The sequence below is a fragment of the Thermococcus gammatolerans EJ3 genome, from assembly GCF_000022365.1.
GTDB lineage: Archaea > Methanobacteriota_B > Thermococci > Thermococcales > Thermococcaceae > Thermococcus > Thermococcus gammatolerans.
The window spans coordinates 971878-984524 of the sequence record NC_012804.1; the positions used below are offsets into that span (position 1 = coordinate 971878).

Genomic DNA, 12647 nt, shown 5'->3' on the forward strand with positions numbered 1-12647 from the left:
TTGACGCTGACGTTTGATGAAGTCCTTAAGCGCCCCAAAAGGGGCAGCGTTGATGAAGCCATCGCCGAACTCAAAAATCTTCTTGGGGACAAGGTTTCGACCAAGCCGGCTGACCTCTTTTCGTACAGCCACGACTACTGGCTCATAACCTTCCACTGGTTGCTGAAGGGTAAAGTTCCAGCGCTTCCTGATGCGGTGGTGTTTCCGGAGAGCGAGGAGGACGTTGTGAACGCAGTTAGGGTGGCTCACGAAAAGGGCGTTCCTCTCTACCCATACGGCGGCGGCTCTGGAGTTCTGGGGGGAACAGTGCCGGAGTACGGGGGCATAGTGGTTGACCTGAAGCGCCTCAGGGATTTGCGGCTTTATGAGGATGACCTTATGGTCGAGGCCGGGGCTGGAGTCAACGGGTATTACATCGAGGAGTACCTCAACAGACGGGGCTACACACTCGGCCACTTTCCGCAGTCGCTCTATCCCTCAACGGTGGGCGGCTGGGTTGCCACCAAGGCTATAGGCCAGTTCTCGACCAGATACGGCGGCATCGAGGATATGGTGCTTGGCCTGAGGGCGGTAATTCCGCCGGGGAAGCTCATCGAGCTCAAACCACACCCAAGGACGGCAACGGGCCCGGACCTGCGGAAGCTCTTCGTTGGGAGCGAGGGAATATTCGGCATCGTGACGAGGGTGTGGCTCAAAGTTCGTCCCTACCCTGAGGAGCGCTTTCTGCTCTCCTTTGCATCGGAGAGCCTTGAGGAGGCTCTGGACTCAGTCAGGCGGATACTCCACCGCGGTGCGAGGCCGGCAGTGGTGAGGATATACGACCGGGTCGAAACGAAGAGGCACTTCTACAAATTCGAAGAGCTGTACGGAAAGATAGGGACGGTCATCATAGTCGAGGGGGACTCCAGGCTGGCAAGGGCCGAGAAAGAAATCGTCGAGAGGGAGTTCAAAGGGGTGCCTGCCGGGGAGGAACCCGTGAGGCACTGGCTGGAGACGAGGTTCAACGTGAAGGAGATATCCGAGTTCGCGCCGATCGGCGTGGTCATAGACACGATAGAGGTTGCGGTAAACTGGAGCAGGGCTGCGGAACTTTATGAGAACGTCATCAGGGCCATGAAGTCCGTGAAGGGCACGCTGATGGCTTCCGCCCACGCTTCGCACTTTTACGACCAGGGGGTCTGCTTCTACTTCACCTTTGCGGGCGTTCCCCCGAGGGGCAGAAGCGCGGGGGAGTTCTACAACGCGGTCTGGGATGCCGCAATGAGGGCCACGCTCGATAGTGGAGGCACGATAAGCCACCACCACGGGATAGGCCGTCACAGGCGGGGATGGCTCGCGGAGGAGCTGGGAGATGCCTACGAGGTGCTGAGGAAGGTTAAGCTCGCGATAGATGAGAAGGATGTTATGAACCCCGGTAACATGGTGATGTGAATGCCTGGAAAGTGGGACTGGCTCAAGGACGAAATCGGCTTCTCGAACCTTCTTACAGGCGGAAGGATGATCTTCAAGGTCGTTCAGGGGAAGCTCTCGGCGGATGACCTGACCAAGTGCGCCCTCTGTCCCAACATGTGCCGCCACGCCTGTCCAGTTTCGATAGTTGAAGGGCGCGAAACGACCTCCCCCGCGGGAAAGGCGCGGATCGCGCTCATGATACGCGAGGGACGGCTCGAACTGAACCTCGACAACCTGGAGCCCCTGTACACCTGCCTCGGCTGCGACCTGTGCACCCTCTACTGCCCGTTCGAGTTCTCGGTCGCCGACCTCATCCGGCCGGTGAAGGAAGAGGCCGTGAGTAGGGGCGTGGTGTTCGAAGAGTTCAGGAAAGTTTTTGAAAACCTCGAAACGTCGGGAGACATCTACGGGAACGCTGATTCGGGTGCGGACGGTTCGGGGAAAGTCCTCTACTTCAGAGGCTGCACCGTGAGGAACGAGAGGCCAGAACTGGCCGAAAAGACCCTGACCCTCCTCGATAAGCTCGGTTATGAAGCCTTCACCATAAGCGAGACCTGCTGCGGCCTCCCAGCGTACAACCTTGGCAATACGGAGCTGTTTAAGAAGGTCGCCAAGAGAACCGCGGAGAAGCTCAACGCAACCGGTGCAGAGCTGATAGTCACCTCGTGCCCCTCTTGTGCCTACACCTTCCGCGTTCTCTACCCCAAATACGGGATAAAGCTCAAACCTCAGGTTCTACACATAACGGAGCTCCTTGGCGAGGTCATCGGCGGTCTGAAGCTGAAGGGAGCTGGAACGGTGACCTACCACAACCCCTGCAGGCTCGCGATGCATCTCGGGCGGAGGGGGCTCCTCAAGAGCCTACTGGAGAACGTGGAAGGGCTTGAAATCAGGGAGCCGCGCAGGGAGCTCTTCTGCTGCGGTCACGGTGGGAGTGCCGTCTCAAGACTGAAGCCGGAGCTCGCCAAGGAAATTGCCGCGGAGAGGAGGGAGCAGCTCAGGGACGGCGCGGCCAGAGTCGTGACGGCCTGCCCGAGCTGTGAACTGGCACTCAACGGTGATGGTCTGGAGGTTCTCGATATAGTCGAGTTCCTGCTGGAGATGATGGAAGAATGAGCCTCGAATCAAAGGTTCGGAAGGTCCTTGGAAGGTTTCCTTACGAAATTACCTTCGAGATCAGGGACGGCGTGGTCTTCCTCGACGGGGAAGTGGAGGCTTACGAGGAATGGGTCGAGATCGGGCTTGCAGTGGGGAACATTAAGGGCGTTGAGGGCGTGGTGAACAGGATAAAATGGAAGGACTACCCGGAGGAGGAGCTCAGGCGTAAGGAAGAGCGGAGGAGGAAGCTCTACGAGAAAAACAAGGGTAGAATTATCGGCGAGTACGACGTCGTCATAATCGGGGGCGGTGTTACCGGGACGGCGATAGCGAGGGAGCTCTCAAAGTACCGTCTGAAGGTCGCCCTCCTCGAAAAGGCCACCGACGTTTCTGTGGGGGCATCAAAGGCGAACAACGGGATGATACACCCCGGAGTGGCTCCGAAGCGCGGCACGCTCAAGGCCAAACTCAACGTCAGGGGAAACGCGATGTATGATGAGCTTGCAAGGGATTTGGGGGTCAAGTTCAAGCGCGTCGGAAGCCTCTGGCTGATAACCCCGCGGACACTCCAGAAGTACAGGAGATACCTCCCGGGCCCGTTCTACAAATTCGTCTCGGCCTACATCTTCCCGTACCTCGTGAAGCTCAAGGGCATGCTGAACGGCGTTAAGGGAATACGCATAATCAGAGGCGAGGAGATATGGAAACTGGAACCCAAGGCCACGAGGGAGGCCTGGGCCGCGGTTTACGTGCCGTCAACGGGAATACTTGACCCCTATGACCTCGTCGTGGCCCTGGCAGAAAACGCGATTGCCAACGGGGTTGAAATACACCTCGAGACAGAGGTGGTGGGCTTCATCAGGGAAGGGGAGACCATTAAGGGCGTCGTTACGAACAGGGGGACTTTTCTGGCGAGGTACGTCGTGAACGCCGCCGGCGTTTTCGCTGATGAGATAGCCGAGCTCGCCGGCTCGAGGGAGTACACCATACACCCGAGGAAGGGCGTGATCCTTCTCTTCGACAAAGAGCTTGAGGGATGGGTGAACCACTGCGTCACCGAGCTCAGGTTTCCTGCGCCGGCCCACACCAAGGGGGGTGGCATAAACCCCACCGTTCACGGAAACATCCTCTGGGGGCCGACTGCAGTGGAAGTGCCGGATAAAACCGACACGTCAGTCCATCCCGAGGAGATCGAAGAGATACTCGAGCGCTACAGGGAGATATACCCGGACTTTCCGAGGCACAGGATAATCCGCTACTTTGCCGGGGTCAGGGCGCCGACCTTCACTGAGGACTTCATAATAAGGCCCGCCAAGTGGGTGAAGAACCTCCTCCACGTCGCTGGGATACAGTCTCCCGGGCTCGCGTCAGCACCTGCGATAGCGGAGTACGCCGTCGAGCAGCTGCGCTCGATGGGACTCATTCTGGAGCCGAAGCCCGACTTCAACCCGCACAGGGAACCGATCCCTCGTGCGAGCGAGATGAGCCTTGAGGAACTCGATAGGAGGATAAAGGAAGATCCGCGCTGGGGCAACATCGTGTGCACCTGCGAGATGGTCTCGGAGGCTGAAATAGTGGAGGCGATACGCCGGGGCGCGAGAACCCTTGACGCCATCAAGAGACGTACGAGGCTTGGGATGGGGACGTGCCAGGGCGGTTACTGCACGCTGAAGGCGGCGGAGATTCTCTCAAGGGAGCTGGGAATCCCGATCTCCCAGGTCGTCAAGGAGAACGGTGGGAGGCTCTTCAACGGTGCAGTCAGGGGTGAGGAACCGTGAAGGACGTCGTTGTGATCGGCGGAGGGCCGAGCGGGATGGCCGCGGCGGTTAAGCTCGCCGGTAAGGGCTACGATGTCGCGCTCATCGAACGAAAGGAAGAACTCGGAGGTATCCTCGACCAGTGCATCCACGACGGCTTCGGGACCAAAATATTCGGAAAGGCCCTCTCCGGGCCGGAGTTTGCGGGCCACTTTATGGATGAGGTTAGCAAACTCGGCCTTGATGTGCACCTGAACACGTACGTCAAATCCGTAAACGCCGGGGGAGACGTCAAGGAGCTTGTGACGGTGAGCCCGCGAGGTGTCGAGCGCATAAAGGCCCGCTCGATAGTGTACGCCATAGGCTGCAGGGAGAGGCACCCCTTCGAGATAAAGGTCGGTGGGACGAGGCCCGCTGGTGTTTACACGGCCGGAATGGTGCAGAGGCTCGTGAACCTCTACGGAATCCTACCCGGGAGGAGAGTCCTCATAGTCGGCGGCGGGGACGTTGGCATGATCGTCGCCAGGCATCTTTACCTGGAAGGGGTTGAGTCTATAACCGTCGTCTTTCCGGAGGAGTTCTTCGTTGGTCTCCCGAGGAACGTCCAGCAGTGCATCCTCGACTTCAACATACCTTTCAGGCCGAGGACGGTGGTGAAGGAGATGGTGGGGAAGGAGCGCGTTGAGGGAGCTATCCTCGTGAAGGTCGACGAGAACTGGAGGCCCATACCCGGCACCGAGGAGTTCTACCCCTGCGACACGGTGATATTCTCCGTTGGCCTCGTGCCCTATGCCAAGAAGTTGAGGGCAATTGGGGCCGAGATAGACCCGAGAACCAGAGGGCCGGTCGTGAACGAGTTCTTCGAGACGACCGTGCGGGGGGTCTTTGCCGCCGGCAACCTCGTCCAGATATTCGACTACGTTGACGACGCCGTTGAGAGCGCTTACATCGCGGCAGACGGCGTTGAGAAGTACTTGAAAGGCGAGAAGCGGCTTGATAACCCAGTACCCTTCAAGCCCGGGAGCAACGTCCGGACGCTGACGCCCCACCGGCTGGAATGGAAGGACGAGAGACCGGTGGTTGCTTTCCTCAGGCCTGCCGTCGAAGGTCGCGCATGGATAATCGTCAGGGGCGGGAATGGAGAGATTCTGAAGAAGGAGTTCCGGCAGTACGTGAGGCCATCGACGCTTGAGCGGATTGAAATCCCCCGTGAAGCTATCAGCGGGGCGGAAGAGGTGTATGTGGATGTCGCGAGAGTATGAGGTTCTCTGCATCCGGTGTCCCAAGGGGTGCAGGCTGAGGATCACGGTCGAGGGGAACGAGGTCCACGTCTCGGGCTTCGCCTGCCTTGAGGGCAAGAGATTCGGGGAGGAGGAAGTGAGGAACCCGAGGCGGATTGTCACGACGACCGTTAGGATACTCAACGCCCGCTATCCGCGCCTTCCGGTGAGAACGGCAGAACCCGTGCCCAAGGACAAAATCCGGGACGTTATAGAGGCCCTCAAGGGGGTTGTCGTGAAGGCCCCGGTTCGGCGCGGCCAGGTTATCGTGAAGGATGTTGCTGGAACCGGTGTTGATGTGATTGCGGAGCGCGATATGGAGGCGGTTGGATGAGTTACTACCTCATCCTGGACGTTGGGACTACGAACGTCAAGGCCTACGCTTTTTCCGAGGAGGGGGAGGTGCTCCTGAAGAAGAGCATGAGAACACGGCCCGTTTATCCGGAGCCTGGCTGGGCCGAACTCGACCCCGAAGAGCTCATTGAAACGGTCAGGCGGCTCATAGACGGGGTTACCTCTTCCCTTGGGATGCCAAAGGGAATGGCCATCACCAACCAGCGGAGCTCCACCGTCGTGTGGGACGACGAAGGAGCGCTCCACAACATGATAACCTGGCAGGACACGAGGACCAAAGATATCGTGGAGGCCTTTTCCCGCAACTTCCTCGTTCGCTTTGGTAGGGCTCTCGGAAAGGTCTTCTACGGACTCTCCCGCATCGTTCCCGGAATAGCCAGCCTACCAAAGGGAGCCTATATAATCACCCTGGCCCACGTGGGCTTCGGCACTTCCCACTCCTCGATGCACCTACGCTGGCTAATGGACAACGTGCCAGAAGTCAGGAAGGCCGTCGAGGATGGAACTGCGAAGTTCGGCACGATGGACAGCTGGATAGCGTGGAACCTGACGGGGAAGCATGTGACGGACTACACGAACGCATCCGCGACGGGCCTCTTTGACCCGTTCTACCTCAAGTGGAGCGACAACATCATGGGCATCGTGGGAATTCCCAAGAAAATTCTTCCCGCCCTCCAGCCGAACGACCTCCCAGTGGGGGAAACGGACTACGGTGTGCCCCTCCTCACGATGGTGGCGGATCAGCAGGCGGCCCTTTACCGTGCGGGTGTTGAGCCGGGGAGCGCGAAGATGACCCACGGAACGGGGACGTTCATTGACCTGAACGTAGGCGAGAAGCCGAAGCCAGCGTCGCCAGGCCTCTACCCGATGGTCGCCCTTAAAACCAGGAAAAAGACGCTCTACCTCCTCGAGGGAATAATAAACGCCTCCGGCTCGGCCGTTGACTGGCTCCTGAGCGTTGGCCTCATCAAGGACTACTCTGAGATCAGCGCTGCGTTTAAAGATCCCACCCTTCCAAGGGTGCTCTTCATACCCGCCTTCGCCGGCCTCTCGACGCCCTATCTGAAGCCTGAGTTCAGGGGAGCGCTCCTCAACCTGTCCTTCAGCGTAAGGAAGGAAGACATCATCAAGGCGCTCATAGCGGGGATAGCGATGAGGGTCGCGGAGGTTATAGCCGCCATGGAATCGGGAACCGGGGTTGAGATTGGCTCCCTGACCTCCGACGGGGGCGCTTCGCAGATCGACCCGCTCCTGCAGTTGATAGCCGACTTCAGCGGGAAGAGAATAGTTCGGCCGGTGGAGCTCAACGGCTCCGCGCAGGGAACCTTCATGATAGCACGCGCGGTTGCCGAGGGAAGTGACGTCCTGAGCGCGTGGGAGAAACCTATGGTGGAGAGGGTCTTCGAGCCGAGCGGGGAGAAGCACGAGGACTTCAGAAGGCTGTGGGAGGAGTTCATGGGAAGGCTGCTCTGAGGGTTCTGTTTCGATTTATGAGGGAATAGTTTGCACTTCCACTGCAAAGAGATTTAAAAATGATTTGCAATAAGAGTGCAAAATCTTTATAAATACCTTTGCACTATAAATGCACATGCTTGAGGTACAGAACCCATGGTGGATTGGTGAACCCGACAGGGACTGGGAGCTCTTTGAAAAGCTCACCTACAGGGTCAGGCCGAAATGGCTTGATGAGCTCTCGTTGAGGCCCTTCTCCCTCAACTTCGTCGTCGGCCCGAGAAGGGTCGGGAAGACCATGGGAATAAAGCTCCTCATTAGGGAACTCCTCAAAAAAGTCCACACTCCCTACGCCGTCTTTTACTTCAGCTGTGACGTGCTTGAGGACTACAAAGAGCTTTTAGAGGTTCTAAACGAGTACCTAAGGCTGAAGAGACGAAAAAGCGTTAAAACGGCCTTTATATTCCTCGACGAGGTCAGCCTCGTGGATGACTGGTGGCGTGCCTTGAAGTTCCTCATAGACAGAGGCGAGTTGAGGAGCGACGTCATCACGGTGACCGGCTCGATTTCCCTGACGGTAGGCAGGCATTTTGAGACCTTCGGCGGCAGAAGGGGGAACGGAAAAACAATCGAGGTCATGCCGCTGAGCTTCTATGAACACTACAACCTTTTCTACGACGAGTTCTTCCCCTCAATGGGGGAAGAGGTCTTCGAGAACTACATTGAGACCGGAGGATACTTGGCATACATGAACGGCACCCTTAAGGTCGAGGAGCTCGTGGGCTTCCTGAAGGCCGACTTGAAAGCTTTAGACCGCTCGACCGACCTTGCGAGGGACGTTATGGGTGCGATACTTGATAAGGCTCCCTCACCTACATCCTTCAACGCGATAGCGAAGGTAGTTGGAATCTCCCCCCACACCGCGAGGGATTATGTTGAGCTCTTCGAGGCCTTCCACGTCCTCCTGCAGGTTCTCTACCTTGGAGGCGACGGGAAGGTCTATCCGCGGAAGGAGAGGAAGCTAATCCTCCGCGACCCGCTCATCGTGAGGGCCATGGAGCTCTGGACGAGGAGGAGGATTGATAAAGCGGTTCTCTACGAGTGGCTCGTCCAGGAGCACCTGTACAGGAAGTTCGGGGAGGTTTACTATTACAGGAACTCCTACGAGGTTGATGCAATCGCTGGAAACCTGAAGGTCGAGGTGAAGTCGGGGGAGAGAAGGGGGAGGTATCCGAGGGACGTTAGAATCCTGAAGGGCCCGGAGGTTCCGGGATTCCTTTACAACCTCACTTAGCAAATTCCCTTATCCCCTTCACGTCCCTCCACTGAACCAGCCTGAGGAGCTTAACCGTGTAGGCTATCTCAAGCGCGTTCTCCTCCGGGTTTTCGAGGAGTTTGTCGAGCCGGTTGAGTAAGTCCTCCTCCGCTCGCTTCATGGCCTCATCCGACTTGACCTCTATTGGCCCGAATGATAATCGCGATTATGATAATCCTGATTATCATCCCGAGTTCCCTAGGGCTTCTAAAACTCTCTCTTCCCCACCCGGCAGCACCAGCGGCCTCGACAGATGCTTCCTCGCGTCAGGAGGAACCTCATAAATCTTCCTCTCCAGCTCGCGAGGGACTTCAACCGGAATCAGCTTTTTCGGCATTCTGTAGCCACAGCGCTTGCACTTGAGGTAGTCGCCCTTGCTCTTCATCGTTCCCCCACAGCGCGGGCACTTGGGCTTTCTGTATTCGATTTTCGGGACGAGTTTCACTGGATAGAACTTTTCGAGGTTGAGCGTTAGAACGCCCTCGTGCTCCTTAACCCCTCCAGCGGCAATGATTTCATCGCCGGGCAGGAGCTTCCGAACGTAGTTCCTGAACTTTTTCGTCGGCTCGAAGGCCGCGACACGTATCTTCCCTGTCTCGTCCTCAAGCTCGAAGAAAACGTGCCTCCCGCGCTCCCAGTATGGCTTGGAAACCCTTCCCCTGACGACCGCGCTGTCGTATAGCTTCAGCTCGCCGATTTTCTTTGGGGTAAGGTGATCGTCGGTGTTCTGGTTCGTCTTGTAGAGCTGGTAGAAGGCAACGGGCTCCCCAAAGCGGACCATCTCAAAGGTCTGGAGAACCCTTCCCCGGTCAATTCCCCTGAGTCCGACTAGAACGGGGTCTTTGCCGTGAGGCGCTATTAAGATGGTTCTCTTGTAGGGGTCAACGTTGTCGTAAGTGAAAGGATAGCTCCACCTGTCTGCTAAAAACACGCTCTCTGCATCAACCTTCCTTGGCGTCCCCCAGTTCTCCGGCTCGCGGTAAGCTAAAAGCTCGTAGGTGAAGCGCTCAAGGGGATAGCCAATTGAAGCGAGCGCGCCTATTATTCCCCTGCCGAGCTTGAACTTGAAGAACTCCGCACCAACTTCCCTCGCGACTCTTTCAGCCTCTTCGATGGTTACGTGCTCCCTTAAAGCTTTGAGCGAAAACTCTTGAAGCTCTTCGGGGATTTCGCCCTCGAAAAAGACGACGCCTGGGTTGGTGTTCTCGTGGGTGAAGTCTGCCAGCTGGTTGACGTAGAACAGCACGAGGTCCTTAACTTCCGGAACAGCCTCCTCATCGACCTCAAAGGTCATCGCAACCGCTCCGTTCCCGCGCGTCTTGTAGGGGATGTTCGGGTTCAGCCTTATCAGCCTCGGAAGGTCGGTGGGTTCAGCTAAGCGGGAAATCTCGCGGTAGAGGAGCGCCCCGAGGTAGGTCGTGCACATGCCGTTGGGTGAGTCCGTGTCGTCTATTCCGATGTGGAGGAGCATGGTTGGAGAAAAGAGAGAGGGCTTAAAAATCAAACGCCTTTGGGGAGGACCTTCCTGAACTCTTCCCTGTCGAGACATGGCTGGTTTCTCTTCAGTCTCACGGCCGCGACCTTGTAGTTGCCCTTTCCAGCGAACCGGCAAACCTTGTCGGGCTCGTCCACGAGCCTCGCGACCGCGTATGTGATTCCGGCCCTTTCAATGTAGTCTATTACCGTGTCCCAGAAGCCGGTGAAGATCACCACACACTTCCTGTTGGGGTTAAAGGGCTTCAAATCCTCGTCGATTGGGGGCAGTCTCTTGACGACGCACTCGCTCGGGAAGTCGTGGGCCTTGATCCTTTTCACGAGCTCGGGCATCTCACCGGTTTTCTCGAAGTGCTCAAGTTCCTCCTTTGAGACCTCGACGGGCTTTGGTGAGTAGCAGAGGAACTCCTCGTCGTGGAACATCATGTAGGTTCCGTCCCTCAAGAACATGAAGGCTATTCTCTCACGGGGCAGGTCAAAGATGTAGCTGGAGTTGCTCTTTTTGACCTCGTACATCCAAACCACCGGCCCAACTGGGTATGGACATTTATAACCCTAACTGGTCATTTCTGTTTAATCTTCTCAACGACGTGGACGTCCTCGATTCTCGTCACCGGGTACTGGCCGTTTTCGTCCTTCTCGACGGCTTTAACCATGTCCCATATCGTGAGCAACGCGACGGTTACGCCGGTTAAGGCTTCCATCTCGACTCCGGTTTTGTAGTATGCGCGAACCTCGCAGGTGGCCTCGATGTAGTCCTTTCCAAACTCGAAGGTTATGTCAACGCCGGTCAGTGGTATCGGGTGGCAGAGGGGGATCAGCTCGGGCGTCTTCTTCACCGCCAGAATCCCCGCTATCTGGGCCGTCGCTATGACGTTTCCCTTCTTCGTCTTCCCTGCCTTAATCAGCTCTATCGTCTCCGGTTTTAGCTTTATCCTGCCCTTGGCAACGGCCTTTCGAAAAACGACGTCCTTGTGGCCAACCTCAACCATCTTAACTCCCCGCTCATCGACGTGGGTCAGCTCCATTCTATCACCCAAATTGGTTCCATATGATTCGACTAAAACCTTTGGGTTAACGCTATAAACAACTTTGGCAATCTGTGAGCGGTGGTGAAGTTGAGGAACACGAAAGCCCTCACGCTGTTCATCGTGATCCTTCTTATCGCGTCCCTTGGATGCATCGGAGGCTCGAACGGTACTGGAGCTTCATCCACGACCTCCTCAGAGGGAACATCCTCGCCCCCAAAGACCACTACACCAATGACCTCGAGTGTGGGCTCGAGCACCTCAAGCGTCGAAACAACAATCTGGCGTCCTCCACAGGGTGAGAAAAACGTAACCGTAACTTTCGTCGTCTCCGTGCCGGAATACACGCCCCAGAACGCCAGCGTTTACATTGCGGGCGACTTCAACGGCTGGAATCCAAAGGATGAACGTTTCAGACTACAGAAGCTCCAAGACGGGAGGTGGGCGATAAACCTCACCTTCCCGTACGGGACGGTTATAAACTTCAAGTTTACGCGGGGCTCATGGGAGAGTGTGGAAGTTGGACCCTCCGGCGAGGAAATCCCGAGCAGGCACTTCATTTTCAGGAAAGGAGGTGTGTACGAGCTCAGGGTCTATAACTGGCACGACCACGTTGAAAGGGTCGCTCACACCATAAGCGGCAACGTGAAGGTATTCAAGATGTTCTCCTCACAGCTCAACAGGACGGTTCGCGTCTGGGTCTACCTTCCACCGGACTACGGCAAAAACGAGAAGAAGAGGTACCCCGTTCTCTACATGCTCGACGGTCAGAACCTTTTCGACAACGCAACGGCCTTCGCAGGAGAATGGGGGGTTGACGAGACCCTTGAATATCTCTACAACAAAACGGGGTTCTCGATAATAGTGGTTGGAATTGACAACGGTGGGGAGAGGAGGATAGACGAATACGCACCCTGGGTAAACGCCGAGTACGGAAGGGGTGGCCTGGGCAACGCAACGCTCGATTTCATAGTGGAGAACCTCAAGCCGTATATTGATGCCCTCTATAGAACGGAGCGGGAGGAAACTGGGATAATGGGCTCTTCGCTCGGCGGCCTGATGGCAATCTACGCCGGCTTCAGACATCCGGATATCTTTAAGTACGTTGGGGCGATGAGCTCAGCCTTCTGGTTCAATCCGGAGATCTACGATTTCGTAAGGAACGCTCCTAGTGGCCCGGAGAAAATCTACATCTACTGGGGAACCTCCGAAGGGAGCAACCCGGAGAAAATAGCAGAGGACAACCTCAAGATTGTTGAGATCCTGAAGGAAAAGGGATACGTCGAGGGACAGAACCTCAAGGTGGTCGTCGAGGAGAAAGGAGAACACAACGAGCTTTACTGGGGGAAGCACTTTGGTGAGGCCGTAACCTGGCTCTTCGGCGGATAAACTTTTTATCCCTTTTCCCGTCCTTTTA

12 protein-coding genes are annotated in these 12647 nt (G+C 56.7%); 8 read left to right on the forward strand and 4 right to left on the reverse strand.

Annotated elements, in window-relative coordinates; all coding sequences use genetic code 11:
- The 7 genes from TGAM_RS05195 (at nt 1) to TGAM_RS05225 (ending at nt 8687) form a co-directional block, all read left to right on the forward strand.
- Nucleotides 1–1431: an FAD-binding oxidoreductase gene (locus TGAM_RS05195; RefSeq protein WP_048811166.1), complete on the forward strand. Its 1431-nt coding sequence runs from the start codon at nt 1–3 to the stop codon at nt 1429–1431.
- A complete protein-coding gene (locus TGAM_RS05200; protein ID WP_015858638.1) occupies nt 1432–2568 on the forward strand; it encodes a (Fe-S)-binding protein in 1137 nt (378 codons plus the stop codon). It abuts the gene before it with no gap.
- Nucleotides 2565–4328: an FAD-dependent oxidoreductase gene (locus tag TGAM_RS05205; protein ID WP_048811167.1), complete on the forward strand. Its 1764-nt coding sequence runs from the start codon at nt 2565–2567 to the stop codon at nt 4326–4328. The genes TGAM_RS05200 and TGAM_RS05205 overlap by 4 nt, the downstream gene beginning before the upstream one ends.
- A complete protein-coding gene (locus tag TGAM_RS05210) occupies nt 4325–5569 on the forward strand; it encodes an NAD(P)/FAD-dependent oxidoreductase (protein WP_015858640.1) in 1245 nt (414 codons plus the stop codon). The genes TGAM_RS05205 and TGAM_RS05210 overlap by 4 nt, the downstream gene beginning before the upstream one ends.
- Nucleotides 5553–5921 carry a DUF1667 domain-containing protein gene (locus tag TGAM_RS05215; RefSeq protein ID WP_015858641.1) on the forward strand — a complete coding sequence of 123 codons (369 nt, stop codon included), beginning with the start codon at nt 5553–5555 and terminating at the stop codon, nt 5919–5921. The genes TGAM_RS05210 and TGAM_RS05215 overlap by 17 nt, the downstream gene beginning before the upstream one ends.
- The gene (locus TGAM_RS05220) at nt 5918–7414 is read left to right on the forward strand and encodes an FGGY family carbohydrate kinase (RefSeq protein WP_015858642.1); all 1497 of its coding nucleotides are present in this window, start codon (nt 5918–5920) and stop codon (nt 7412–7414) included. The genes TGAM_RS05215 and TGAM_RS05220 overlap by 4 nt, the downstream gene beginning before the upstream one ends.
- A gap of 115 nt (nt 7415–7529) precedes the next feature.
- On the forward strand, nt 7530–8687 hold the full coding sequence (locus tag TGAM_RS05225; protein WP_048811412.1) for an ATP-binding protein: 1158 nt from the start codon (nt 7530–7532) through the stop codon (nt 8685–8687).
- Here the strand turns inward: TGAM_RS05225 and TGAM_RS11250 are convergent.
- The 4 genes from TGAM_RS11250 to moaC all read right to left on the reverse strand — a co-directional run bounded on the left by TGAM_RS11250 (nt 8680) and on the right by moaC (nt 11230).
- A complete protein-coding gene (locus TGAM_RS11250) occupies nt 8680–8829 on the reverse strand; it encodes a hypothetical protein (RefSeq protein ID WP_015858644.1) in 150 nt (49 codons plus the stop codon). The genes TGAM_RS05225 and TGAM_RS11250 overlap by 8 nt on opposite strands.
- A 63-nt stretch (nt 8830–8892) precedes the next feature.
- Complete coding sequence (gene tiaS, locus TGAM_RS05230) at nt 8893–10179, reverse strand: tRNA(Ile2) 2-agmatinylcytidine synthetase TiaS (RefSeq protein ID WP_048811413.1); 1287 nt, start codon at nt 10177–10179, stop codon at nt 8893–8895.
- Between the two features lie 29 nt (nt 10180–10208).
- Entirely contained in the window at nt 10209–10718 is a 510-nt protein-coding gene (locus TGAM_RS05235; RefSeq protein ID WP_048811168.1) for a hypothetical protein, read from the reverse strand.
- A gap of 47 nt (nt 10719–10765) precedes the next feature.
- Nucleotides 10766–11230 carry a cyclic pyranopterin monophosphate synthase MoaC gene (gene moaC / locus TGAM_RS05240; protein ID WP_048811169.1) on the reverse strand — a complete coding sequence of 155 codons (465 nt, stop codon included), beginning with the start codon at nt 11228–11230 and terminating at the stop codon, nt 10766–10768.
- 81 nt (nt 11231–11311) lie between these two features.
- Between moaC and TGAM_RS05245 the strand changes: the two genes are divergently transcribed.
- Nucleotides 11312–12619 (forward strand): alpha/beta hydrolase, encoded by a 1308-nt coding sequence (locus TGAM_RS05245; protein ID WP_015858648.1) that lies wholly within the window; start codon nt 11312–11314, stop codon nt 12617–12619.
- Nucleotides 12620–12647: the final 28 nt, after the last annotated feature.